Origin of the sequence: Stenotrophomonas sp. Nf1 (assembly GCF_003028475.1) — a bacterium.
In the GTDB taxonomy this organism is placed as follows: domain Bacteria; phylum Pseudomonadota; class Gammaproteobacteria; order Xanthomonadales; family Xanthomonadaceae; genus Stenotrophomonas.
In genome coordinates this window covers 75,421-99,315 of sequence record NZ_PYTV01000010.1, presented here as the reverse complement: position 1 = coordinate 99,315, position 23,895 = coordinate 75,421, and the positions used below count along the sequence as shown (strand labels likewise).

Annotated in this window: 28 protein-coding genes and 2 pseudogenes; 16 read left to right on the top strand and 14 right to left on the bottom strand. The window is 63.3% G+C overall.

Features of this window, described 5'->3' with window-relative positions:
- Positions 1-49 precede the first annotated feature (49 nt).
- The 3 genes from C9412_RS17220 to C9412_RS17210 all read left to right on the top strand — a co-directional run bounded on the left by C9412_RS17220 (position 50) and on the right by C9412_RS17210 (position 2,617).
- On the top strand, positions 50-787 hold the full coding sequence (locus C9412_RS17220; protein WP_006433769.1) for an SDR family oxidoreductase: 738 nt from the start codon (positions 50-52) through the stop codon (positions 785-787).
- Entirely contained in the window at positions 781-2,202 is a 1,422-nt protein-coding gene (locus C9412_RS17215; protein WP_107232748.1) for an efflux transporter outer membrane subunit, read from the top strand. Before C9412_RS17220 ends, C9412_RS17215 begins: the two co-directional genes overlap by 7 nt.
- Positions 2,203-2,353: 151 nt before the next feature.
- A complete protein-coding gene (locus tag C9412_RS17210; protein ID WP_107232747.1) occupies positions 2,354-2,617 on the top strand; it encodes a hypothetical protein in 264 nt (87 codons plus the stop codon).
- 17 nt (positions 2,618-2,634) lie between these two features.
- Here the strand turns inward: C9412_RS17210 and C9412_RS17205 are convergent, their stop codons facing one another.
- Positions 2,635-3,489 (bottom strand): endonuclease/exonuclease/phosphatase family protein, encoded by an 855-nt coding sequence (locus C9412_RS17205; protein WP_107232821.1) that lies wholly within the window; start codon positions 3,487-3,489, stop codon positions 2,635-2,637.
- Between the two features lie 407 nt (positions 3,490-3,896).
- Between C9412_RS17205 and C9412_RS17200 the strand changes: the two genes are divergently transcribed.
- Positions 3,897-5,120, top strand: coding sequence for a cytochrome P450 (locus tag C9412_RS17200; protein WP_107232746.1), 1,224 nt, complete (start codon positions 3,897-3,899; stop codon positions 5,118-5,120).
- Between the two features lie 62 nt (positions 5,121-5,182).
- Here C9412_RS17200 and hchA read toward each other — a convergent pair whose 3' ends face one another.
- On the bottom strand, positions 5,183-6,055 hold the full coding sequence (hchA, locus tag C9412_RS17195; protein WP_107232745.1) for a glyoxalase III HchA: 873 nt from the start codon (positions 6,053-6,055) through the stop codon (positions 5,183-5,185).
- Between the two features lie 385 nt (positions 6,056-6,440).
- Between hchA and C9412_RS17190 the strand changes: the two genes are divergently transcribed.
- Entirely contained in the window at positions 6,441-7,664 is a 1,224-nt protein-coding gene (locus tag C9412_RS17190; RefSeq protein WP_107232744.1) for a cytochrome P450, read from the top strand.
- Positions 7,665-7,682: 18 nt separating this feature from the next.
- Here C9412_RS17190 and C9412_RS17185 read toward each other — a convergent pair whose 3' ends face one another.
- On the bottom strand, positions 7,683-9,689 hold the full coding sequence (locus C9412_RS17185; RefSeq protein ID WP_107232743.1) for an alpha/beta fold hydrolase: 2,007 nt from the start codon (positions 9,687-9,689) through the stop codon (positions 7,683-7,685).
- Between the two features lie 153 nt (positions 9,690-9,842).
- On the opposite strand from C9412_RS17185, the gene C9412_RS17180 reads away from it, so the two are divergent.
- The 3 genes from C9412_RS17180 (at position 9,843) to C9412_RS17170 (ending at position 11,875) form a co-directional block, all read left to right on the top strand.
- A complete protein-coding gene (locus C9412_RS17180; RefSeq protein ID WP_107232742.1) occupies positions 9,843-10,304 on the top strand; it encodes an isoprenylcysteine carboxylmethyltransferase family protein in 462 nt (153 codons plus the stop codon).
- 267 nt (positions 10,305-10,571) lie between these two features.
- Positions 10,572-11,492, top strand: a complete 921-nt coding sequence (locus C9412_RS17175) for a hypothetical protein (RefSeq protein WP_146161740.1) — start codon at positions 10,572-10,574, stop codon at positions 11,490-11,492.
- Entirely contained in the window at positions 11,489-11,875 is a 387-nt protein-coding gene (locus C9412_RS17170; RefSeq protein WP_146160173.1) for a hypothetical protein, read from the top strand. The genes C9412_RS17175 and C9412_RS17170 overlap by 4 nt, the downstream gene beginning before the upstream one ends.
- Before the next feature lie 652 nt (positions 11,876-12,527).
- On the opposite strand, the gene C9412_RS17160 is transcribed toward C9412_RS17170, so the two are convergent.
- Positions 12,528-12,827 (bottom strand): hypothetical protein, encoded by a 300-nt coding sequence (locus tag C9412_RS17160; RefSeq protein ID WP_258190338.1) that lies wholly within the window; start codon positions 12,825-12,827, stop codon positions 12,528-12,530.
- 19 nt (positions 12,828-12,846) lie between these two features.
- Between C9412_RS17160 and C9412_RS20740 the strand changes: the two genes are divergently transcribed.
- Entirely contained in the window at positions 12,847-13,530 is a 684-nt protein-coding gene (locus C9412_RS20740) for a hypothetical protein (protein ID WP_181358742.1), read from the top strand.
- A 199-nt stretch (positions 13,531-13,729) separates the two neighbouring features.
- Here the strand turns inward: C9412_RS20740 and C9412_RS20735 are convergent, their stop codons facing one another.
- The 3 genes from C9412_RS20735 to C9412_RS17135 are packed head-to-tail and all read right to left on the bottom strand — an operon-like array spanning position 13,730 to position 15,183.
- Positions 13,730-14,494: a hypothetical protein gene (locus C9412_RS20735; RefSeq protein ID WP_146160171.1), complete on the bottom strand. Its 765-nt coding sequence runs from the start codon at positions 14,492-14,494 to the stop codon at positions 13,730-13,732.
- A gap of 1 nt (position 14,495) precedes the next feature.
- On the bottom strand, positions 14,496-14,873 hold the full coding sequence (locus C9412_RS17140; RefSeq protein WP_107232735.1) for a hypothetical protein: 378 nt from the start codon (positions 14,871-14,873) through the stop codon (positions 14,496-14,498).
- Positions 14,836-15,183 (bottom strand): DNA cytosine methyltransferase, encoded by a 348-nt coding sequence (locus tag C9412_RS17135; RefSeq protein ID WP_258190337.1) that lies wholly within the window; start codon positions 15,181-15,183, stop codon positions 14,836-14,838. The genes C9412_RS17140 and C9412_RS17135 overlap by 38 nt, the downstream gene beginning before the upstream one ends.
- 50 nt (positions 15,184-15,233) lie before the next feature.
- On the opposite strand from C9412_RS17135, the gene C9412_RS17130 reads away from it, so the two are divergent.
- The gene (locus tag C9412_RS17130; RefSeq protein WP_258190336.1) at positions 15,234-15,425 is read left to right on the top strand and encodes a Ref family recombination enhancement nuclease; all 192 of its coding nucleotides are present in this window, start codon (positions 15,234-15,236) and stop codon (positions 15,423-15,425) included.
- On the top strand, positions 15,422-15,625 hold the full coding sequence (locus C9412_RS20730) for a hypothetical protein (RefSeq protein WP_181358744.1): 204 nt from the start codon (positions 15,422-15,424) through the stop codon (positions 15,623-15,625). Before C9412_RS17130 ends, C9412_RS20730 begins: the two co-directional genes overlap by 4 nt.
- Positions 15,626-15,648: 23 nt before the next feature.
- On the opposite strand, the gene C9412_RS17125 is transcribed toward C9412_RS20730, so the two are convergent.
- Complete coding sequence (locus C9412_RS17125; protein ID WP_181358741.1) at positions 15,649-16,245, bottom strand: DUF4145 domain-containing protein; 597 nt, start codon at positions 16,243-16,245, stop codon at positions 15,649-15,651.
- 291 nt (positions 16,246-16,536) lie between these two features.
- Between C9412_RS17125 and C9412_RS17120 the strand changes: the two genes are divergently transcribed.
- The 3 genes and pseudogenes from C9412_RS17120 to C9412_RS17110 all read left to right on the top strand — a co-directional run bounded on the left by C9412_RS17120 (position 16,537) and on the right by C9412_RS17110 (position 17,597).
- Complete coding sequence (locus C9412_RS17120; protein WP_107232733.1) at positions 16,537-16,770, top strand: hypothetical protein; 234 nt, start codon at positions 16,537-16,539, stop codon at positions 16,768-16,770.
- A pseudogene (locus tag C9412_RS17115) lies at positions 16,733-17,179 on the top strand (hypothetical protein). Before C9412_RS17120 ends, C9412_RS17115 begins: the two are co-directional and overlap by 38 nt.
- Positions 17,169-17,597 carry a hypothetical protein gene (locus tag C9412_RS17110; protein ID WP_107232732.1) on the top strand — a complete coding sequence of 143 codons (429 nt, stop codon included), beginning with the start codon at positions 17,169-17,171 and terminating at the stop codon, positions 17,595-17,597. The pseudogene C9412_RS17115 and the gene C9412_RS17110 overlap by 11 nt, the downstream one beginning before the upstream one ends.
- Here C9412_RS17110 and C9412_RS17105 read toward each other — a convergent pair.
- Both C9412_RS17105 and C9412_RS17100 read right to left on the bottom strand, forming a co-directional pair.
- Entirely contained in the window at positions 17,584-17,988 is a 405-nt protein-coding gene (locus C9412_RS17105) for a DUF4145 domain-containing protein (protein WP_107232731.1), read from the bottom strand. The genes C9412_RS17110 and C9412_RS17105 overlap by 14 nt on opposite strands.
- A 352-nt stretch (positions 17,989-18,340) precedes the next feature.
- Positions 18,341-18,712 carry a hypothetical protein gene (locus C9412_RS17100; protein WP_181358740.1) on the bottom strand — a complete coding sequence of 124 codons (372 nt, stop codon included), beginning with the start codon at positions 18,710-18,712 and terminating at the stop codon, positions 18,341-18,343.
- Between the two features lie 49 nt (positions 18,713-18,761).
- On the opposite strand from C9412_RS17100, the gene C9412_RS17095 reads away from it, so the two are divergent.
- Complete coding sequence (locus C9412_RS17095; protein ID WP_107232730.1) at positions 18,762-19,448, top strand: hypothetical protein; 687 nt, start codon at positions 18,762-18,764, stop codon at positions 19,446-19,448.
- A gap of 28 nt (positions 19,449-19,476) precedes the next feature.
- Here the strand turns inward: C9412_RS17095 and C9412_RS17090 are convergent, their stop codons facing one another.
- The 3 genes and pseudogenes from C9412_RS17090 to C9412_RS17075 form a co-directional block, all read right to left on the bottom strand.
- Positions 19,477-19,908, bottom strand: coding sequence for a hypothetical protein (locus C9412_RS17090; protein ID WP_107232729.1), 432 nt, complete (start codon positions 19,906-19,908; stop codon positions 19,477-19,479).
- Positions 19,909-20,007: 99 nt separating this feature from the next.
- A pseudogene (locus tag C9412_RS17085) lies at positions 20,008-20,211 on the bottom strand (SOS response-associated peptidase family protein); the annotation flags it as partial.
- Positions 20,212-20,796: 585 nt separating this feature from the next.
- Positions 20,797-21,708 (bottom strand): hypothetical protein, encoded by a 912-nt coding sequence (locus C9412_RS17075; RefSeq protein WP_146160169.1) that lies wholly within the window; start codon positions 21,706-21,708, stop codon positions 20,797-20,799.
- Between the two features lie 493 nt (positions 21,709-22,201).
- On the opposite strand from C9412_RS17075, the gene C9412_RS17070 reads away from it, so the two are divergent.
- The gene (locus C9412_RS17070; protein WP_107232726.1) at positions 22,202-22,711 is read left to right on the top strand and encodes a hypothetical protein; all 510 of its coding nucleotides are present in this window, start codon (positions 22,202-22,204) and stop codon (positions 22,709-22,711) included.
- Between the two features lie 3 nt (positions 22,712-22,714).
- Here the strand turns inward: C9412_RS17070 and C9412_RS17065 are convergent, their stop codons facing one another.
- Positions 22,715-23,827, bottom strand: a complete 1,113-nt coding sequence (locus C9412_RS17065) for an integrase arm-type DNA-binding domain-containing protein (protein WP_258190334.1) — start codon at positions 23,825-23,827, stop codon at positions 22,715-22,717.
- Between the last annotated feature and the right edge of the window lie 68 nt (positions 23,828-23,895).

Here is a 23,895-nt window from a genome sequence, read left to right as displayed (position 1 = left end):
CCGCCGGTCACTGGCCGGCGGCGGCCTCCCCCTCACAAGGCATGAATCCATGAATACCCATCAGAACAAGATCGCGCTGGTCACCGGCGCCACCCGCGGCATCGGTGCCGAGACCGTGCGCCAGCTGGCCCAGGCCGGCGTGCACACGCTGCTGGCCGGCCGCAAGCGCGAGACCGCCGTGGAGCAGGCGCTGAAGCTGCAGGCCGAGGGCCTGCCGGTGGAAGCCATCCAGCTGGACGTGACCGATGCGGCCAGCATCGCCGAAGCGGTCGAGCAGGTGCGCCAGCGCCATGGCCGCCTCGACATCCTGGTCAACAACGCCGGCATCATGATCGAGAACCCGGCGCAGGCGCCGTCGGAACAGTCGCTCGACACCTGGAAGCGCACCTTTGACACCAACGTGTATGCGCTGGTGGCAGTCACCCAGGCCTTCCTGCCGCTGGTCAAGCAGGCCAAGTCCGGCCGCATCGTCAACGTGTCCAGCATGCTCGGCTCGCAGACCCTGCATGCCGACCCGGCCTCGGGCATCTACGATTTCAAGATCCCGGCCTACAACGCTTCCAAGGCGGCGGTGAACAGCTGGACCCTGAGCCTGGCCTACGAACTGCGCAACACCCCGATCAAGGTCAACACCGTGCACCCCGGTTACGTGAAGACCGACATGAACGGTGGCAACGGCGAGATCGAAATCAGCGAAGGCGCACGTTCCAGCGTGGAAATGGCGCTGATCGGTGAATCCGGCGCCAGTGGCAGCTTCACCTACCTGGGCGAGGTGCTGCCATGGTGATCCGCACGTTGGCGATGGCCGTCTCCAGCCTGGTGCTGGCAGGCTGTGTCAGCGTCGGCCCGAACTACAAGGCGCCGGTGCAGGAACCGGTGGTGCTGCAGGGTGCCCAGCAGCCGGTGTTCAGCACCGCCTCGCCGGTGGCCAGCTGGTGGGCGCAGTTCGATGATCCGGTGCTGGAGCAGCTGGTGCACGGTGCGCTGTCGGACAACCTCGACCTGCGCGTGGCCGTGGCCCGCGTCAGCCAGGCCCGTGCGGTGTTCGTCGAAAGCCGTTTCGACCAGGCCCCGCACATCACCGCAGGCGGCAGCTATGACCGCCGCAAGCAACCCGATCCGCAGCTGGGTGGGCAGCGGGTGTTCAGTGAAAGCTACCAGCTCGGCTTCGACGCCGGCTGGGAGCTGGATCTGTTCGGCCGCAAGCGCCGTGCTGCCGAAGCCGCGCGCGCCGACCTCGACGCCGAGCAGGCCAATCTGGCCGACGCGCAGGTGCTGGTCGCCGCCGAAGTGGCACGCAACTACTTCGAGCTGCGCGGTACGCAGAAGCGCATCGCCGTGGCCCAGCACACCCTGGTCAACCTGCGCGATACGCAGAAGCTGACCGAGGCACGCTGGGAACTGGGTGCCGGCAGCGAACTGGATGTGCAGAGCAGCCGTGCCCGCTTGAAGGCGATCGAGGCCGACATCCCGCTGCTGGAAGTGGCCGAGACGCAGTCGCGCAACCGCCTGGCGGTACTGCTGGGCCAGCGCCCGGAAGTGCTGGCCGACATGCTGGCACCGCATGAGGTGCCCGCTTTCGCCAAGGCACTGCCGTTGGGTGATACCCGCGAACTGCTGCGCCAGCGTGCCGACGTGCGTGTGGCCGAGCGTCGCCTGGCCGCTGCTACGGCACGGGTGGGTGTGGCCACCGCCGATCTGTTCCCGCGGCTGTCGCTGTCCGGTTTTGTCGGCTTCCTCGGCGGTGATGCCAGCGGCCTGGTCAACGGCAACAACAAGGCGTGGTCGCTGACGCCGTCGCTGAGCTGGGCGGCATTCGATTTCGGCACCGTGCGCGCACGCCTGCGTGCCAGCAAGGCCGAGGCCGAAGGCGTTGCCGCGCAGTACGAGCAGGCGGTGCTGCTGGCCCTGGAAGACACCGAGAATGCGCTGACCCGCTATTCCAAGCAGCAGGCACGGTTGGGCATCGTGGTCGAACAGGCGCAGGCGGCGCGGCGGGCCGAGTCGCTGGCGCAGATCCGCTACCGCGAGGGTTCGGAAGATTTCCTGACCCTGCTGGATGCGCAGCGCACGCAGTTGGCCGCTGACGATGCGTTGGCGGCGGCCGAAGCCGAAGTCAACGTCAGCGTGGTGGGCGTGTACAAGGCGCTGGGCGGCTGGGGGCAGTCGCCGCAGCCGCCCCGCGTGGCGCAGGCGCAGTAAGCCGGAAGGGGCGCTGGCCGAGGCCGTCGCCCCTTTCGTACCCGACCCGATGTCTCAGGTCGTGGTGCAGTTCACAGTCATGTCGCTTCTGACTCTGCCGGAACGCCGCCGCCCCGTGTAACTAGTGGGGTGGCCCTTGGGAGGAACGGCAATGACAGACGAAAAGCGAGACACCCAGCGCATGTTGTTCGGCGATCCCGGGCTGCCCGGCGCCGGGCTGTCGGTGGCGGTCGTGGCATTGATGGTGCTGGCGACGTTGGCCGCAGCGGTCGGTTTCCTGCGGCTGGTCGATTCGATGCTGGGCCTGGGGCTGATCGGGATCGCGGTGTTCCTGGCCATCGGCGCGCGGATCTGTCAGGCGCGCGATCAGCACCAGGCACTGTACCGGCTGTTGTCGCGGCGGGCATCGCTGTAGCCGCCGCGACAGCCGGTTCAACGCTTCGGCCAGTCCAGTTCCACCACCAGCGGGAAGTGGTCCGAAGGCAGCACGCCCTTGATGCGGCGGTCATCGGTGAGGAAGCTGCGTGCGTGGAATCCGCGCACCAGCACCCAGTCAAGCTGCACGGTGGGTGTGCCGGTGAAATCATGGAAGGTCAGGCGCGGCCCCTGTGGCGTTGCCACCTGGGTCCGCGTGTCCTGCAGCACGCGGGTGAACGCCTTGTAGGTCTCGCCTCCCGGTTCGCTGTTGAAGTCCCCGGTCAGTACCACCGGCAGATCGGGCGGCAGCGTCGCCAGGCGCGTGGCGATCAGTTCGGCCCCCTTCACCCGGCGGGGCTCGTCCTCGTCGCGGTAGGGCAGGTGGGTATTCATGAAGTAGAAGCGGCGACCGTCGTCAAGGCGGCGGAACACCGCCCACGTGACCATGCGCGGGTACAGGTTGCCCCAGGTGATGCTGCCGGCAACCTCGGGTGTATCGGACAGCCAGAAATTGCCTGACGATTCCACGCTCAGGCGCGTGCCGTCGTAGAACACGCCCATGTGTTCATCGCCATTGCCGCCGCGGCGACCTTCGCCGAACCAGCGATAGCCCGGCAGATGCTGGACAAGGTAGTCGGCCTGTTCCTGCACCAGTTCCTGGGTACCGATCACTGCAGGATGGGCATCAAGAATGACCTTGACCATCGCATCGCGGCGGTCCGGCCAGCGCTTGCCCGACTCGGTATCGGCCGGCGTGCGGACGTTGAACGACATCACCTTCAGCGGCGCCGGGGCTGCGGCCCAGCTGACGGCGGGTAGAGCAAAGGCCAGCAACGCGACCAGTGCCGGGCAACGGAAACGCGACAACATCGTGGAATCCCTCCATTCCATGAAAACGGTTTCATGCAGCATCGCACGAATCGAGCGGGGCCGGATGTGCCTGCACTGGCGGTATCGGAAGCGATGCCTCCTGCGTATTCAGGCCGTTCTTCATGGTGCCTTGACCCGGGCGCGCGCGGCTGCGTGCTAGAACGGCGGTGCCCGGGCCTTCGCCCGGGCAGTCGCAACCGTCAACCCATGATGGAACCACAAGGAGCTGTGCCATGACACGACTGATTCGTGCGTTGCAGGTGTCGCTGAACCTGCGTTCGGACAATTCGACGCAGTGCATCCGTTCCAGGTATCGCTATTGGAATCTGTTCTGAGCAGCAGGACGCGACGTATTCGATGACATCGCCAGGGAGGGCCGATGCCCTCCCTGGCGTCAGGAGCTGGGCATGGATGAGCGTGCAGCGGATGCGGAAGTGATGTCCATCGACGACCTGCTTGAGCGGGTACGTCGTGAAGGGCCGGTGCTGCGGTTCCAGAATGATGTGGTGGGTATTTTCGATCCGGCGCTGGCGGTCAGGATCGACAAGGCCAACACCGACCGGCATACGGTGCCGGACTCGTTGACCGATTTTCTGGGCCTGCGTGGCAAGCAGGACCCGGTGGCGTGGCGCGAGGTACGCACACTGTTGAGCGAGCAGGCCGGGCGCTTGGCTGCGCCCGCGCAGATGCGCGCACTGTATGAACGCATGCATGCGTTTCTTGTGCAGCGTGCGGCGCGTCCGCAGGATCTGGGTGGGTTGAGCTGGTGGGCGATATCGCAGTCGCTGTTGCCGCTGCTGATCGATGGGCTGAGTCGTGCCGATGTGGCAGCGCTCATCGGCGAGCAGAAGACCCGCTACAACGCCATCGTGCTGCAGAACTTCTCGTGGTGGCGCCGGGTCATCGATTTCCATCTCTCGCGCCGTGCCGCACGCACCGTCTCGCGGCACATCCGGCGCCGGGCGCGCGAGCCGCAGCCGCGCGAGGATTTCCTGCACTCCCTGCTGCCCCTGGTGCCGCGGGTGGGGGTGGATCGGGTGGCCTACCTGGTGTCGATGGTGCTGGCCGGCATGTCAGGCCTGCCGGGCATCACTGCGGCCAGCCTGCTGTACGCCATGCATCGTTTCCCGCAGTGGCACGCCCGCATCCGCGAGGAAACCTCGGCGCTCAGCCTGGATGAGTTGTATGCGCTGCCGATCAGATCGCTGCCGTGCACCTCGCGCTTCGTCAAGGAAACGCTCAGGCTCTGGCCGGGCCTGTTCGCCCTGCATCGTCCTGCCTCGCATGACATCGATATCGAGGGCGTCTGCATCCGCAAGGGCGGTGCGTACGAGTTGTCGTCCTACTTCCAGCATCACTCCCCCGACTTCTGGGAGGCGCCGGACAGCTTCGACCCGGATCGCTGGTTACCGGAGCGTCGCCAGTCCAACAAGGGCGCCTATGTCCCGTTCGGATTCTCCTCCCGCGCCTGCATCGGAAGCGCGGTCGGGCACGCCCAGCTGCTGCTGTTCTGCGCGCTGGTCACGCGTGATTTCGAGCTGCAGGTGCAGGCCCAGCCCACGCCGTGGATGCAGCTGGAAGGCTTTGCGTATCCGGTCGATTTCGTCGGCCGGTTGATCCCGCGCGGCTGAGCCGCGCCCACCGCGTGCAGCACGTCGGTGGGCGCCTCGGTCCGCAGCGTGGGCGGCCGTGCTCAGCGCCCGGCCAATGTGTCCAGCAGCGTACGTGCGGCCAGTTTGCCCAGCGCATTGCCGGCCAGCGGGCTGTCGCCGGTCAGCAGCAGACGGTCCTGCAGCACACTGCCATCAATGCCTGCGTTGACGATCTGCACCCCCTGCTGCGCCAGGCGCTCGCCGAAGAACCAGCGCAGCTGTCCCGGCATGTAGCCGATCTCCGGTGTCTGCCGGTCCATGGCGTCGGGGAAGGCGCAGATGCGGTAGCCACGGAACAGTGAACCGCCGTCGGCCTCGTCGACGCCTGCGGCCAGCAGCGCGGCGGGGCCATGACACAGCGTGATGATGTGCCGCTGCTGGGCCATCGCCCAGTGCAGGGTGGCTTTCACTGCGCGGCTGTCGGGCAGGCCGAGCAGCGCGCCATGGCCGCCGGGAATGAACACCGCGGCATAGTCCGAGTCCGCGCCGAGGGCCGCCACCACGTCATCCAGGCGCAGCGGTTGGCGGAACCGTGTCTGGTAGCGTTCGTACAGCCCGCCGATCTCCCGGTCCTCGCGCGGAAACGCCCACCACTCGAACTTGACGGGGTTGCCGGATAGCGTCGCCACATCGATGTCCAGCCCGGCCTTGTCCAGGTGATACATGGGCAGCAGGGTTTCCACCGGATGATTGCCGGTGGAGAACAGGTGGCCATTGGCCGTGGGCAGGTAGCGCTCATCGGCGCCGATCATCAGCACTTTCCAGCGGCCATCGCGGCGCGCGTCGGGATAATCGGCGCCGGACAGATTGCTCAGTGCCGAGGTGAACTGCGACAGCGAATAGGGCGAGGGGAAAAAGGCATCGCGCTCGGCCGGATCGGGACGGGGCTGGCGGCTGGAATCGTGCGTATTCATGGCAATCTCCGTGGGGGGGATGTGCGGCCAGCATAGAAGCGTGCCTGCACACGCAGGATGAGGGTTTACCCGCGACATTCACGCCACGGCATGTTGCACCGCGCCACCCGAATGGATTGGACAGCGCGATTATGTCGTGTTATCTAACCGGGGCCGGATAACCCCGGCATAACCACACAGCAAGCACAATCAAAGGAGTGATCATGAAAAGATTCGCCCGAGCATTGCGCGTCAGCCTCAACATCCATCCGACCGAAAAGAGCAGTGTGTGGACGGTCTGGCAGATCTGGGTAGAGTTCTGATTCCCCGGGTTTCGGCCCGGATCTGATCTGCAGCAGGACGAAGGGACTCGTCTTCGAGTCCCTTCTTGCCGGAGGCGTACTTCATGCAAGGGACGTCGAACGAAGGCAGCACCGTCGCTGCCGAGCGCCTGGCCGCACGCGTGGAGCGCGAGGGGCCGGTGCTGAAGCTGGACACGGGCGGGGTCGGGGTGTTCTGCCCGGAGCTGGCCGGAAAGATCGACAAGGAAAATTCCGAGCATCTGTTCGTGATCGAATCGCTGGCGGACCTGTTCCGGCGGCATGAGCGCGTGCGTTGGACCGAAGTGCGCAACCTGATCGCCACGCGCAGTGCCGAACTCACCGACGCGGAGACATTGCAGGTGCTGCAGTCGCGCATGCGGCGGGCGCTGGACGCGCTCTGTGATGTCGAGCAGGACGCAACGCCGGCCATCTGGAAGGTGATGGCCCATCCGTTGATTCCACTGGTCATCGATGGATTGGACGCGCGGGGCGTGGCCGCCATCGAACGCGCGCTGCATCTTCGCTACAGCATCCAGGTCGAGCAGGTCATCCATCGTCGCGACCTGTTGCGCAATTTCCTCATCAACCGCGCCGAGTCGCGCGTGATCCACGCCGAGCTGAAACGGCGCGTGCGTGCGGGTCATTCCCATCTGGATTACGCACAGTCGCTGCTATCGCTGCACCAGCGCATCGGCCTGGATAAGGTCACCTATCTGGTCACCGTGCAGCTGATCGCCATCTCCGGCGTGCCGGGCATGATGGCCGCCTGCCTGCTGCTGGCGTTGCAGATGCATCCGCAATGGCAGCAGCGCATCGAAGAGGAGTTCGCCGCGCTGTCCGATGCCGAGATCCACGCACTGCCGATGGGGCGTATTCCGGCCACCATGCGCTTCCTGAAAGAGGTGATGCGGCTGTACTCCACGCCATTCAACAACCGCCGGGTGGCCGCCTGTGATCTTGAAGTGGAAGGGCAGGCGATCGCCGAAGGCACGGTGTTCGAACTGAGCTCGTTCATCCAGCACCGTTCGGCCAAGTACTGGGATGATCCGCTGCGGTTCGACCCGGACCGCTGGCTCCCCGAACGGCGCAAGCGCACCGCCGGCATCTACGTGCCCTACGGGTTTCCCACCCGTTCGTGTGTGGGTTCGGCGGTGGGCAATGCGCAGCTGGTGCTGCTGTGCGCGTTGTTGGCGCGCGAGTACCGCTTCACGCCAGGCAGTGGCTACCGGCCGGAGGTGCGCATGGAGGGCTTTGCGATTCCCGCTGCATTGCACGGCACGTTCTCGCGCCGCGCACCGGCCGCCTGAGCGCAGGGGCAGGGGCGGCTAGTTGCTGCCCCGCCCATGCGCCTGCATGTCCTCATGCAGGATGCGGCGCAGCTCGACGATGGCCGGCGTGGCTTCCTGCACGCTGTGGCCGGATACGATCACCTTTTCCGAATCCGCACGCGGCAGGTGCGAGCTCCAGTACGGCACCAGCCCATCATCGGTTTTCTCCAGCGGGCCCTCGGCCTTGGCGCGGGCGATGATGGAGTGGTAGCGCACCTTCGGTGACATCGGCAGATCGGCCACCGCGCGCACGAACGGGTCATCCTTGTCCAGGTTCTGGATGCTGTTCATCTGGTAGCCGTGCTTGCCATCGTTGCGATCGATCTGGCCATCGTTGGCCAGCGTGGTGACGTCCTCCAGCACGGTCAACGGCAGCCGGACCAGGCGCCCGATCCAGCGCCCGAGGCGGGTGCCGGCCACGTCGGTGCCACGGTGCGGGGTGGCGATGAACACCACCCGCGATACTTCCGGCTCCGGCACGAACGTCAGCACCGGAGCGCCCTTGGTGCGCAGCAGTTCGCGCTGGGCCGGCGTCATCTGCGCAGTGGCCAGCAGGGTTTCGACCAGATGGTCGCCGGAGGAAGAGACCATCAGCCGCGCGATCACCCCGCCCATGCTGTGGCCGACCAGCACCATGTCGTGGGACGCCTGCGCCTTGGCACCCGGGTCGAAGTGCTGGAACACTTCGGCCAACGTGTGGCGCATCGCATCGTGGCTCATCGCGATGGGCATGTTGGTCGGGTAGTAGAACTGCCAGACCTGGAAGTCGCGGCGGATCTCATCATCGCGCATCAGTTCGTTGGCAACATTCACCCAGGCTTCCGGGCTGCTGGCCAGTCCGTGGATCATCAGCAGCACGCGGCGGTTCGGGTCGTACGGCTGCATCATGTACAGATGCGGCGTGTCGATGCCGCCCTTGCCGCCGAACAGCGAGCGCAGCGACTGGTGGCTGAAGTTCGAGCGCGCCAGCCACAGTGCGTAGCCTGCGGTGAAGTTGGCTGCCAGCGGCACCTGCTGGCCGTGCAGGGTGACTTCGGAGACCTGGTAGGGATCGTGGATCTCCAGTTCCGGCGAATCATCATGCAGCACTTCCCAGAGATTCTTCCCCGAGAAGCGCAGCAGCACGCTCATCGACGGGGAGGGCATCTCGCTCCAGCTGCGCTGTGCCGGCGCCGTACCAGTCCCGGCGGCGGCCGGCGCGATGCTGGCATCGGAATCGTCCATCACCGCCACCAGTTCGGCACCGAAGCCATCGCGGCGGTGCACGCTGCGCAGGGTGCCGGTGAAAGACAGCGACGCGGCCGGTACCAGCTCGGTCGGGGTGCGGGTATCCAGCGGCGAGGCTTCATCGGCCGGCGCCAGTACGAAGGTCCAGCGGCCCAGCTGGAAATGGCTGGCATCGTTGCGCACGCGTCCGGTGGCGTAGGCGTTGTACAACTGCACCGAGGCTTCCTGCACGGCCAGGTTGTAGTAGTCGCGTACCTGGGTCTGGCGGTCTTCGAAGCCACGCTGGTTGGCGGTGCGCTCGGTGAAGAACAGGTATGCGTAGGCCTGCCGCGCAACCTGCATCCAGGCGTCCAGGCGCGGCTGGAACTCGGCATCCAGTTCAGTGACGGCAGTCTTGGCGCGCCCCGAGGCCGAGTATTCGCGCTTCGGCGCCGGCAGGGTCATGGCGTACTGCAGCCACAGCTCGGCCAGGCTGGAGCGCTTGTCTTCCTCGCGCACCACGATGCTGCCTTCCATCGCCTCGATGCAGGGCAGGCCAGGCTTGGCACAGACACCCTCGTCGAGCCCCGCCACGCGCAGCGTTTCCATCGTTGCCGAGCTGAGCTTGCCGGTGGTGAGGATGTCGCCGCGCTTGAGCGCGATGTACTGGCCCGGCGTGACCGAGGCGACCTGCACCGATGGCCCGAACTGGCGCAGCGTTGCGCAACCGCCCAGGCCGAGCAGCACGGTAATGATGAGGGTCGTGCGGCCGATGAAGCCCAAGCCCGTGGTAGCCATACGATCCTCCTGCGCGGTGGCGCCACTGTAGCGGTCGGCCTGTCAAAGCGGAATATCCCGGGCGGACGCCTCGAACGACGGGGCTGTGACCGCCGGGCGATTGGGGCACCGGTGTGTGACACTGAAATGAATGGACGCCGACAGGCAATGCCGATGAGATGGCTGGAAACCCGGATTCCCCCACCGCTGGTGATGCTGGCCTGCGCGATGGCAGGTCTTGCCGCCAGTCGCTGGGAAAGCTTGTGGACCGGGCCCGCAGCGGTTCCGGCGCTGGTTCCGGCGGCCGTGATGGCTACCGGCGTGGCGTTGAATCTGCTGCCGAAGCTGGCGTTCCGGCGCGCCGGTACCACGATCAATCCTCTGCGGCCGCAGGCGGCCAGCGCGCTGGTCACGCACGGCGTGTACCGGCATACGCGCAATCCCATGTACCTGGGGCAGGCGCTGGTCCTGCTCGGCGCCATGCTTTACCTGCAGGATCTGCGCGCGCTGTTGGCGGTCCCCCTGTTTGTCGTGTACATCACACGCTTTCAGATCCTGCCCGAAGAACGCGTGTTGTCGGCGCGCTTCCCCGGCGAGTTTGCAGCCTTCTGCAGGCGCGTACCGCGCTGGCTCTAGGTCAGGTCAGAGGGTGCATCCGCTCGGGTGCGATGTTGCCTCTGGCATTTCCGGTTCCATCTGTGCCGGATGCCAGCGGCATGCGTGCGATGTGCGCAGATGCGTGGTGCCATGAGTGTGTTGCATCGCAGCGGCACATGCTCACGCGACGCGGGCCAATGAAGCCTGTGCGGGTTTGCATACGGAAACTACCGCGCCCGGTCTGCCGTGCAGGCGCTTGTGCGCGTGGTGCAGCCTCTCTAGAGTGCGTCGTTCCTTCACATCAGGATGATGATTTTGCGACGAGTACGTGGGAAGCGGGCACTGGTTCGATGCAGCAGGACGCTGCTGGCACTGACGCTGGGATTGGCGGCGTCGGCATGCACGAACGACAAGCGCCCCTCTGAAGCCACGGATGCAGCCGCTGCCCCCCAGGCAATGGCCATCTCAGCCACAGAAATCGCAGGCACCAACACCGAAGGCGGGCGCTCTATCGCCGCCAGTTATGCAAAGTACTACAGCGCACCACAGGTGCAGCCGCTGATCGCCGACCTTGAGTTCCTGTCCAAGGGCGGCGACGCGGATGCGAGCTTCATGCTGAGCCGGATCTACGATGACTGTGCTGTGATTCCTGATGCCGGATCGCTGGCGCAGCTCGATATCCCGCAGGCCAGGAAGCGTGCCATCGAGCGCAGCGGTGCGTGGTTCAAGCGCCGTTGCGAGGGCATGTCCACCGACGTGGTTGCCGCCATCCGCAACGTCAAGCACTACCAGGCGCTGGCGGTGAAGCAGGGCAATCTTGCTGCGCAGATCGAAGCGGCCGCGCCTGGCCTTCATCGTGCCGACCAGAACCTTTCCATCGACGATCACAAGACGTTCGTCGAAGCGGTGCTGACCCAGGACGATGGCGAGGCCTACATGGCGCTGGCGGCCATGATGGGAGAAGGCGCCTCCCTGCGCATCGAGCAGATGAAGCCGTACAAGGTGGGAACGGCCGTAGAAGAAGCCGCATGGATGCTGGCAGGTTGCCGCAAGGGCGTACCCTGTGATGCGCAGTCGCCGATGTTGAATCGCCTGTGCCGTTCGGGCATGTGCGGTTACGACTCGGTCGAGGCGCTGTACAGCAACGAAGTGCTGGCGCCGGAGCAGATGCAGCGGGCCCGCGAGCGGGCCGACGAGATCATTGCGCAATCAAGGACGATGAAATGAAGGGAAGGACCCTGCGGAAGGTGTTGCTGTTAGCGGTACTGGTTCCAGGCGTCGCCCTGGCATTGAAGGGCACCAAGATCATCAACGGCGGTGATGCGCTTTACCGCAATCTCAACAACGTCAAGAACGTCAATGTGTCGGAGATGGTCGAGATCCGGCAGGCGGGCATGTTCGAGATGATCGGTCAGCACCGGCTCGCGCATGGCCTGGGTTCGATCAAGGCCGGCGATACCGTCACCTTCATGTGGCCCGATGGGTCCATTGAAAAGGCGGTCATCAACGATCCGCGTTCAACCGTGGGTGCGGTCATCATTGCCGGCAGCCAGATGACCAAGAAGCAGGTCACGCTGCGCTGCGGTTCGTGCCATACGCAGTACCGGTAGACCGTTCAAACAGGCAATGAGAAAGCCCGGAAACCCATGCTGAGCGTGGGTTCTTGGACGTCTGTACGGCAGTCCGAAGCTGCAACCCTTTACGTTGCTCCAGGCTCGTACTTCCTGAAGCTTTCGACCGGTGGTGGGCTCTGCGCAAACATTTCAACTTCGCAGAACCTTACGCTTGCTGCCGGGGATCGACAGTCCTACCGTTCGACGGCCCCGTCAGAAGGGAGCCTCCGGCTCACGCGGGAGCAATGAGTGGGCAGGCGGAGCGCTGTAGAGTAAAGAGCTCGGAAACCCAAACTGCAAATGGGTTTCCGGGCTTCTCCGATCCTTGACGGACCGTTCGTTGTTGGAGGTGGGCTCTACCGTAGTCGCGTCTCAGGCCTTTGTGCTGAGTGGTTCGAACCCTATGCTGCGTCGGCGATACCCCCATCCATGCCCTCGGTATCGTCGGTCTGGTCGCGCTGCTGCATCTGGTCCTGATTCCAGGAATCGATCTCCGATTCGACCTAGCGAACTGAACTGCCGAGGTGGACCGGTTTGGGGAACTTCCCGGCCGAAATGCGCAAGTACAGGGTCGACTTTGCCATCCCGATCCGGGCCAGAACCTCCGCTCGGCGAAGGAGGCGGCTTGGGGTGACTGCGGTGCTCTCGTTCATGCTTCCTCCTTCGGCACGCCGGCGGCGACCAGATTGGTGCCGCGACGGCGGCGCTTCGATACGCAGGCCATGATCCGATCGGCTTCGGCCCGGTCCGCACGGGAGAGTGCGATCAGTGCCAGGCCCCTGGCCTCCCACGCGCGCACGGCGGTTTTGCTGGCCTTGGAGATGTCCACCCCCGACAGGCTGGCCAGCACGTGGCCCAGCTCGCGGAAGTCGGGCACGTCGGTGCCCTGCAACAGGTCAGCCGTGTGCGGCCACCTCGTGACATAGGCCCGTGGCAGAATGCCCAGCAACGAATAGGGGATTCAGGGAATGAGCGTTGTTGTCGAAGTTGGCCGTGTTGCGGTGAGCTCGTGGAACTGGAATGCAATCTCGGCTGTCATGACAGGCTTTGCGGCGTTTATTGCGCTCCTTGTGGGAATTCTGCCCCTCCTTCTTGCCAACGCAAGGCGCAAACGCCAAGCGAAAGTGTTGGCTCAGGTCCTGGCGGATGATCTTTCCATTCAGGAGCTCCATCTTCGGGCTGCAATGCAGGTTCCCAATGCACAGGATGGTCGCGTCACCGCCTGGGAGTACCAACAGATATCCAAGGCAATCGCGTTCTTGAACGCACAACCTGTAATGGACCTGATTTCTTTCAGTCCCAATCTTCCAAGCTATCTAGTCAGTGCCGTGGCACAGTGTGCTGCCATGCTTAGTATTGCCCGTCAACGCATAGTTTTTCTCGCTGATCCCAAGCCCGGGCAGTCCTACACGATCGCAGGTGACATCGGTTGGTATGAGAGTGTGGCTGCAGACATTCTCAAACTGAGAGTTGCGCTTCATAGGTGGATAGGTAGCGAACCGCAGATCTTCGCGGATGATGCAAGAACGCTTGCCGAGAACCTTCGCAAAGTGGCGCTTGCACACGAGAATGATTGGCGAAACGCGAAGGCAAAGGAGCAGTACGACAAGGCTGTAGAGCGGATGCAGCAACGTAACTCCACCAAAAGCTAATCTGTGAAGGAAGCGAAAGCTAGCCGCGGGGAGGTACAGCCGCCGTCGTGCTTCATAGAGATGCCACCTACTTCCGTCAACTCGGCGCACCGCTGTGTGCACACCGCGACTTGTGCGGCTGATCGCCCACAGGGCGCCCATGCCGGCGACGAACAGGCTACCGGCAATCGCCCAGGTCAGTGCAGCGGTGATCAGCCGGTCAGCCATGGGGTAGGACCTCCCTGGCTGCAACCGTGGCAGAATGCGGCCCCTCAACAGGGAGAGTTAATGCATGTACTTCGCCGAGATCATGGTTCCGTGCTTTGAGTCCGGCGCGAACTGCAGGATGGATTGGGTTGCGGTAGCTGCCGTAGGTGGGTGTGCGGCCGCCGTGGGAACGGTGGTAGCTGTGGCCCTTCCGTACTGGAGGGCGAGGCGGGAGGAGTCTGCGGTCACCAGGATGGTGCTTGCCGACGTTATCCCAGATCTGTCGGCCATCAAGCGCGATTTGGAGACGACCATGACACTGGTCAGCATGATCAAAGAAGGGCGCGCCGATCCCGATGAGGATTTTGTGGCTCGCATATCTCTGTATACCGAGCTCCCTGAAATGAAGGTAATTCCAGAACGAAGTGAAGCGATCAAGGCCCTGACTGCATTGCGAAAGCAGATCGTTGAGTAGAATCGCTGTTGCCAGCTTTTCGACAGCAAGAATTTTGTCATTGACGCTGAAATGGTGAAAGCTCTTGCGCCGATGTTGGAAGAAGCCGCGACAGGTGTCCTTGTCAGAACAGCAAACCTTGCTCGTGAGGTATTTGTGATCCTGCCCAAGGAGGGGAAGCGCCTGCTGCCGATGATTAGGCATGGGGAAGATCTTCAAGAAACGGAGTACGGAAAGGAGCACGCGATTTGACGGCCCATTCGCGATGAGCAGGATCCCGAGGTCGCATAGAATTGCGCAGTAGCAAATGGTGTTGGCTGTCATTTCAGCCATTGCCTACCGCGTGGCTTTCGGTGAAGACGTGCTTGCGCAGGAAGTCGTCATAGTCCCAGTTGCCAGCAGAATGGAATTCGATCCAATTCTGGGACTCGGAAGCGACACCCTGCAGCGCGTCTAGGTCCACGGCCTGCGGTGGCGGAGCTGCGTACAGGTCGTAATCGCCATAGGGCAGCTTGTGCAGGCCGGGCATGGCGACGACCTTGTGGTCGGTTGCGCCATTGCTGGCCCACGCAACGCGCTCCTGCCCCACCGGCTGGCGGGCGGCGAGTGCTGCTTCCAGTGCGGCATACGTGGCCTCCGAGATCTCGCCGTGATAGTCACCGCTATCAACGTCGCTGATTACGCGGCGCGCGGCTTTGGTCACCGCCCACGCGATCGTGCGTGAACTCTGGCCAGGACAGGCGCTTTCCGTCGCTGCGGCCGATCAGGAAGAAGCGGCGGCGGGTGGTTGGGTCGCCGAAGTCGGCGCAGCAGACGACCTTCCAGTCCACCTTGAAGCCGACGGCCTCCAGCTCGGCAACCCATGCGCGGAAGTACTCCCCGCGGCGCGACTTGATCGGCCGGCCGGTGACGAGGCTGCTCGGGCCCCAGTCCATGAACTCCGGGACGTTCGCCACCAACACGCGGGCGACGCGGAGTTCGGTGCACCAGCGCACCACGTGCCACGGGTCCATGCGGCTGCGACTACAACCACGCCAAGAGCGGCAACGTCCGACGCGGCCACATGTTGGGCTACGCCCTCTGCAAGTGGCACCACGTGCGGCATCCGATGGAGGGGAACACCTTCGCGACGATGCGTCAGATCTACGGCCCGAGCCTGTTGGATGGCTCGCGGACGTTCCACGAGACGTACGGCTCCGACGACGAGCTGATCGCAAACCAGACGTACGTCGACGAACTGAGGGTAGCAGCATGAAGACGACGAAGGCCCTGGCGCCTAGGTTGAATCCCCAGGTGGCGCCCCGCGAGCGGCGCATGGACCACAACACCGTTTCCCGCCCCATGCGCCCGAAGCCCGGCATCAGCTTCTGCTGCACCGCCGAGACGGTGGAGGAGTTCGAGGCGCGCGGCGGACAGGTGCAGCGCCTGGCCGCCAGCTGGGAACAGGCAGCATGACCGGCGCCTGTGCCAATGTTTCGCTACCCCGAGCTAAGAGCCGCAGCTGCCTTTCTAGCAGCGACTTGAGCGGGAAGCGTAAAAGTGTAGGTGAGGAAAAGCTCAGTAAAGCTAGCCAATTGGAAGATTTCTTCCGAGCTCAGTTCATCGTCGTCATGTGCTCCCTGATTGCCATCAAGCCGGATCAGGTGGGCCCACTCCTTCAGATCATCGGTCAGCTTTCCCGCCTTATGAAGGGCATCAATCCTTGGAGCGAGGTTCTTTCCTGCGAGGCTGCTATCAAGCTCCCTGGTCGCCACGTCGAGAGCCTTCCTATACATGGCTGCTGCAGCATCGGCGTGGCCTCGGGCAGCGTTATCCGAGCCTTGCATATATGCCCTTTGAACGGCCGCAGAGATGTGTTCTGGAACTTCTATGCGCTTTGGCGTCGGGTAGATCCCTGTTATCACTGCTCCCCGTGCCTTGCATTCTGCACGAAACTCGCCGTGGCTTTGAGTGATCCAGCTGTGGTCGAACGCTCCATGTTTCGTTGCCACACACACCAAGTCATTGCAGGCATTGCAGCGAAATACGACGGTGGGATCTTTTCCGCGAGGCGCAGATGTCACCACGTAACTCATTCCCACAGACTCCGTCCGGCAGTGAGGGCAGGTATCAACGAAGGTGTTTGCCATGAATGAAATCGCTCTTCAGTCAAAGAAGATCCTGGGCGAGATGCTATTGGTCGACTGTAAAACTCCTGGCCGACTTGTTGAGCATTATTAACGGTGCTTGGAAAGTCAACGAAAAGATTATGTTGCGGCGCTTGCGATCGCCTTGTGTGTCAGCGAACAGCGCCGGCGTAGGGGAGTCGGTCCCAGGTATGACCTGCTCGAAGAAGTCGAGGGCGAATCTGCTGGCCGAGACCTTCCATGAGCCAGCAACCAGCAGATCACCACCACAACCGCGAGCCGGGCTGGCCGGAGTGGGGCCGCGAGAACATCACGCTGACAGCCGCCCTGCGGATGGTCCGCATGTACGGCGACCGCCTTCCGTCGATTGCCCAGCTTCGGGCGGACTTCGGGATCAGCCGGGCAACGGCGTTCCGGTGGCGTGCTGCATTCCGCGATGCCATCGGCCAGAACGAGGCCGCCCATGGAGGCTGACCGCGCGCTGGAGCTGGTGCTGCCCTGGCCGAGCAAGGATCTGTCGCCGAATGGCCGGGTGCACTGGAGCAGGAAGGCCAGGGCCACGAAGCATGCCCGGCAGACTGCGGTGGTGCTGGCGCACGAGGCTGGATGGCGCGCGCTGCAGCTGCCGGCAGGGAAGCTGCACCTGTGGATGAGCTTCCACCAGGCGCCGGGCAAGGCCCTGCCGGACGACGACAACATGCTCGGACGGTTCAAGGCGTATCGGGACGGCATCGCCTAGGTGCTTGGAATAGACGACAAGCGGTTCACCAGCCACCTGGTCGTGAGCAGCGAGCGCCGGCCGGGTGGCCAGGTGGTGGTGCGGATTACAGGCTGGCCGGAACCGGAAGGCCCTCAGCGAGGGGAGAAGATCGATGCAGGTTGACACGTTTGGAGCATACGTTCGCGCGGAGCTTGAGCACTGGGGTCGGGAGTTCGCCCTTCACCGCGACTGCGACTATCTGGGCCACCAGGCGAAGAATCTGCTTGCGGTCCTGATTGAGCACAGAGGCGAGATGCCGGGCAGGGCGCAGGGCTACAAGCCTTTGGAGACCGACCATCGGGCGCAGATGATCGAAGATATCGTCGCCAGCATTAGCAGGGACAATGTCGCGATGGCTTGCGCCCTGCGAGCCTACTACTGCGGGCACGGGCGAAAGAAGGTCGAAAGATTCGAGACTGCGATCCTTCTGATGGCAAATAGTGGCCATTGTGCTGTTTCGACCCGCCAGTACTTGAACTTAGTGGAGTTGGGATTCCAACGCCTTCGCGGCCGTCTTGAGGCGGCAGCTATTGCTGCTTAGCGTCACGCTTCGCAATGGCGGCTCTGGCACCTTCGGGAAGCTGCTCATATCGGGCCTTGAACTCCAAGGGTGCCGCGATCTTCACTTGAACTATGAGGTTCAGCATCTCGAACATCGTCCAAGCCATATCGGGCGTATCGCCGAGATCTAGTTCTCCAGGGTGCACGGCGTTGTTTCCTACAACTCGACAGTAGTCAAGTGCTTGTTGAACCACCGCCGGAAGTCCCTCGGCGACGAGGGACTTGATGTCCTCGTTGATGTTCTTGCCTGGCTTCCCTAGGGATACCATTAGTTTCTGGACAGCTAGCCGCAAGAGAGCGGCCGACCCTCTGGGTGAAAGGGCATAAATGGAAGCAGCCTCTTCATAGTCAGCTTTGACGGCGTCAGGCATATGTTCATGAGCGCGCGGTGTGCCGACGACGTTAGGAATGAGGATTCTTCCAGTAGTAGCGTCCTCATTCGCAAGCCAGAATATGGAATTTTTGCAGGCGCTGCAGGTCGACCTCCAAATCAACGATCGGGAATTGCTGGAATGAGAGATCGGTAGATTATTGAAGGCTTGACTCGCGTAGACGTCGCAGAGCACGCAGCTGAATTCGGCGGCCCTGAACTGTGCTGCAAAATGCTTCCCCATATGTGTTTCCTCCACGCTGTAGACGAATTGTGCATCTTTGGTTTACCTCTTGACAGGTGCACACCTCTAGTCTAGCCTTTAAGGCGTAGTGACATAGAAGCCTCCGGAGCTATCCGGGGGCTTTTCTTTTTTCGGACCAGCCATGATTCTGACCGCCTCGACAATCCAGCAGGCGGTCGGCTGCAATGGCGTAAGCGTTGTTTTCGATTGCGACCGGCTTCCGCTCCAGCGCGCGCGCCAGGTCGTTCGGCTTCCTCGGCTTGGCCTTGGGGTCAACGGCGTAGCGACTGGGCCAGGTGTCGGCCATGCCCTGCGCACCGTAGTTCAGGTTCTCGACGGTACGGGTCAGGCTCGCCGACTCGTGGCCGACCTGCGCCAGGAACGCGGCCACCCGCTTCGGGGTGCTGATGCCGAACGCCGTGCAGGCATCGGTCAGGGGCTGGGACCACTGGGCGGCGACGGCGGCATACTCGTCGGCCAACCCGCTGTTTAACCGATCCGGTGTGCTCGTCTATGGAAGGTACTGACCGATGGCAAGGGGAGGGCGCATCCGCAATGAAGGCGGCTCGCTGATCCAGATCGACCCGAGTTGGGAGTGTCTGGGCATGAAGACCGGACCTTTCGTGGTTCAGACAAGTGCCTACACGGTTCCAGGCGTCGGCGGCAGAACGATCGGCAGGGCCGTGATTCAGGTCGCCGGCTGTAACGAGCCGATCCTGGCGGTCAACTGCTCCAGCGCGCTTGTAGGTGTCGTTAGCAAGAGCCAGTCCGGATCTACCTACGAGTGGGTCATCAGCACTGACATCGTGGGGGCGAGCGTTACCTACTGGGTGTTCGATACCACTGACGTGGCTCAGATGAAATTCATCACCACCAAGGGGCTGCGGATGCGGAATCCGGCCAACAACCGGGTGATCTTCGACTCCCGCTATAAGTACATGCGGGTGCTGCAAATGGTGAATACCCTTGTCGGAACGGGGACCGTGGATATCCCGGTCCCTCTCTCATCGGGGTATGCAGTGGGCATCTGCAACACAGGCCTCTATACCCGCGTGGATGGCGGTCCGATCACCGGCGGAGGCGGCTGGCGCACCCAGACCGTGGGCTACGTGGCTGGCGTTCGAACCAATGCGAATGGGACCATCAACGTCGGACTGATCAACACTCGCAGCGCGACGGATGAAGGCCCGGGGCCGCCATGGGCTACAACAACCTGACCGGCCTGATTCTGGATATGCGGAACTACTAGCGAACGATGCGGGAGCGCTTGCTGTTGCCGTCCTGGTACTTCACCGACCACGGGGTGATCAGGTAGCCAGGGCGCTGCCAGTTGACCTGCGAGAAATGGTTCTCGCGTGCTTCCGTGGCGGTTCCATTGACCAGAAGGTAGGGCCGGTCAGTCCTGGGCAGGGCGCAGTCGCTGACGTAGCCGTCGGTCTTCAGTTGCACCGTGTACTGTCCAGCGTTCTCTTCGACCTGTCCGCAGACGGTTGCGCGGGCCGTTTGGGACGCCTCCAGCGCTCGAGGAGCGATGCGGACCACGAAAGCATCCAGGCTTTCGCCGGCGATGGATGCTTCCTGGTGCAGGTCGACGGTGCGGCCGTGTATGACCCCCGGCGAGGTGCTACAGGCTGTGATCAGTGCTGCCGCGATGGCGGTGATCAGTGGTACGCGCATAACTCTCTCCTTGTGCTGCGCTGCGGACAAGGCAGAGGGTAGCGCTTCGGGTTGTCCCGGTGCTTACGGAGAACCATTCGCGTCTCGCCGGCGCGAATGTCAGGCGATCTGCTGCAGCAGATCCTCTCGGTTGTTCCGCGGTGTATTGACGGCCCGGCTGACCCGGTAAGCGTCCATGGCCGGCGGCTCGCTGGCCAGCAGCATTGCCATCGCATCGTCGGGAGTGGCGACCATCCACTCATCGATCTGGCTGGCATGCAGCCAGACGGGCATGCGGTCGTGGATGTCGGCGGAGGCGCCGCTGTCGTCGTAGGCGGCGCAGGGCACTGATTCTCGTCTCGTGGTACACCCCGAAGGTACTGCTAGTAGCGTAGGGCGAGGAAGTGATTCGATGGGCTTCAACGCTACCCATCGCATCAGTCAGTGAGGCCAGTGGCTACCCGCCGACGGTTACTGTGCCGCTACAAGGGCCGCGGCCGCACGTTGGAGGCTCGTTTCCCCAGTTGCTGCCAGGGCGGTCCATCCCCCCGTTGCCGCCTGCAGCTCCACCACCGTCACCACCGTCCCCACCGCCACCGGCACCGCCAGGGTTCCCCTGTTTAATCTCCTGGACTGGGCCGCCTTCGAAGTTTCGCCCATCAGTTTTTCTATAGGAAACACAAGCAGTAGCGCTGCAGATGGTAATGACATTTCCATGGGTCATTGTTGGAAATGCTCGAGTGTTGTGGATGAAGTTCAGGGTTGCCAAATCAGGCATGGGTGTTTGCAACAGGCAGCTCTTGCATGTGTAGGGGCCGTATCTTGATACCACCTGTCCCGCTCTCGACGGAGAAAGGACTATGGAGCAGGTTGCCAAGAGGATGACCGCGATCACTGATTTGTACGGATTCATTGAGGTTCCATCCCCTTCGCTTGGGTTACGATCTGAAAGAGCTCCTTGCTCTTCTTTCGAGCCTGAGCAAGTTGTTGCGCCGAAAGTTCATTGGCGATGCTGTTTCTGTAGGCCTCGCTGGAGTAGTCCGGGTTGATTTCGCCCAGTGCAAGCTGTGCGGCGTAGGCCTTCTCTGGATCGCGGGGGAGTGCGTAACCAGCCATGTACGCATTCGATAATTGCGCCAGCGCATCGACGCTTCCCTTTAGCATTGCCTCATTGAGGTACGAAGCGGCGCTGCTCTGCCAATCCTTGAATTCTGTTGATTCGGGATCCGGCTTGTCACCGAGTATTGCATTCGGCATGGCTGCATAAGCAACCATGGCCTCTATTGATCCTTGGCCAGCAGCTTTTGCCAGCCAGTACCCAATCTGGTCCGACTGGGAAGGGGAAAGAGACTCACACTCGATGAGCTTCCTCAGTAGCTTTTTTTCATACTCGGGTGAGGCCCCGATGGCTCTCGATTCGGTCAGTTCTTCTGGAGTACTTGCCCTTAGATACATCGCGCAGTCCGTCAGGGCCAAGTAGATGCTGTAGGAGGCGTCAGCATCGCCAGCCTCGGCCACGGGCTTAAGTGAATCGATCCATGCGCGCGGGTCCCCTGGTGGTCTCAGTTCCTGCCCACGCGCGAAGACAAAGGAGTTTCCTTTCTCTCTTCTCGCGTAGGGAGGGAGCTTGGTTCTGCCAGTGGAGGATGGCGCGCTCTGCTCCTTTCCTTGCAGGAGTGCTGCTGTTGCCGAGGAGGGGGGACTTTCGCCCTTTCGAAGCGTGAGGAATGCTGCAGTTGACGCGGTGAGAATGGCGATAATCGCCAATGCCGACAGTTTGGATACTCTCATTTTTCCATTCCTTGGGATCAGAGCTGCCATTTCAACCGACCGGATCAGCTTCAACAGAAAGCTGGTTCGTGAGGCTGTGTTTAGTACGGCATCGAGATTGTTTGCTGTCAATCAATTTTGTATTGCTGTTTGTAACGCGCGCGGTGGGGCCAATAGATGGGGCCGGCGAGGGCTGCTGGTGGTTTGGTCGCAAGCAGATGCGGGTAGTGATGGGTGAGCTCCGATTGTCAGCGCATAGTTGACCGATAAGACCGATACGACTGTTTAGGCATCCTTTCCTTGTGAGGTCCCGAGGCACGTGCAGCTCGACCCGGAGGCGCTTGAGAAGCGCCGCGCCGGCACAGAGTCGAGTCAGGCTCGACCCTGCGAATCGGCAAATTGTCGAAATCGTCAAACTGGCAATGCAGGCCTTAACAATCGCGTCCCGACACAGAGTCGACTATGACTCGACTCTGCCCGAACGATTCAGCCAGGTCGCCGCCTGTTCGCAGGAACTGCGACGGCCGGTCGTATCCTTGCGGCCATGCTTCCCTCGCACGGCTACAAAGGATTCCGCACCGCCCCGATGCCCGCTGGCTGGGGCCAGATGGACGATGCTTGGGTGCTGTGGTGGAGTGGACGACAGATTGCCCAGCTCACGCCGACCAAGGACCATGGCGTGCGTGTGCACCTCGACGCCCGGAGGATGTGGCAGACCAAGGATGAGCGCGCCGCCAGCATCGCCCAGGGCAAGCGCCACGCCGAGCGCTGGTGCGCGGCCAGGCTCTACCCAGAGCTGCGGCTGCGCGTTGCCGTTGCCCGGCTGCTGGACGCGACGCCGAGCAATCCGCTCGAACCGCTGCCTGGTCTGCCCCCTACGCCTGAGCAGCAGCAACAGGCCCGGCGTCTGGCCGACGCAACGGCTACCGCCATGGCGCGGGTCAAGGAAGCGTTGGAGCCGCCCAGGCCGCCGCCGGCGACCAAACCCAGGCCAAGGGACGCCCGCAAGGCGTGGGTGAGGGCAGGGCTTCAGCAGCTGCGCCGCGGCGTGTAGTCGTCAGGCAACCCGCAGTTTCACCACAGTTCCGTCGCGCAGCTGGTCCAGGTAGTCCGCCCACTCCTGCATCATCCGGATTCGCTCATCGAGGTGGGTCGTGCGGTTGTAGGCGCGTCCGTTCGGGGCGCGCACGGCATGCGCCAGCTGGTGCTCGATGATGTCCGGGCGGAAGCCCAGCACCTCGTCCAGCAGCGTGCGCGCGGTGGCGCGGAAGCCGTGGCCCGTCACCGTATCCTTGTCGTTGCCCATGGCGCGCAGCGCGGCCAGCACCGCCACCTCCGACATTGGCCGATCCTTCTTGCCCAGGGCGGGGAACACGTACTTTCCCGACTCGGTGTAGGGCTTCAGCTCGCGCAGGATCTCAACCGCCTGGCGCGCCAGCGGCACGATGTGAGGCTGCCGCATCTTCATGCGTGCCGCAGGGATCGACCACAGGGCGGCATCAAGGTCCATCTCCGTCCATTCGGCCTGCCGCAGCTCCCCTGAACGCACGAAGACCAAAGGCGCCATCTTCAGCGCCGCGCTGACGATACCCGCGCCACGGTAGGCGTGTAGGGCGCGGAGCAGGCCGCCCAGCTGGACCGGGTCTACCACCTCGGCGTGGTTCCGTTCTGGAGGCGGGACCAGAGCGCTGCGTAGGTCCGCGACGGGGTTCCGCTCGGCTCGGTCGGTCGCCACGGCGTATCGCATGACCTGGCCGCAGTTCTGCATGACACGGTGCGCGGACTCGAACGCCTGGCGCTCCTCCATCTTCCGGGCGATCTTCAGGAAGTCGGAGGCCTTCAGATCTGCAGCGCGCAGCTTCCCGATGTGGGGGAAGGCGTCATTCTCAAACCACGCCTCTACCTTCTTGCTGTACGTCGGCACCCAAGGGCGGGCCGTCAGCCACTCCCGGGCAATCGCCTCGAAGCTGGAAGCAGCATCCACGACGGCAGCAGTGGCGGCAGCCTTCTTCTGCTCGCCGGGGTCCACTCCGCCGCGCAGCAGGCGCCGGGCATCGTCGCGTGCGACCCTGGCGCAGGCCAGGCTCACGTCTGGGTACAGACCCAGCGCCAGCACCTTCTCCTTTCCCCCGAAGCGGTACTTCCAGCGCCAGCTCTTGGCGCCGGCCACAGTGATCTAGAGGTAGAGGCCACCAGCATCGGACAGCTTCTGCGGCCTGTCGGCGGGCTTCGCACGGC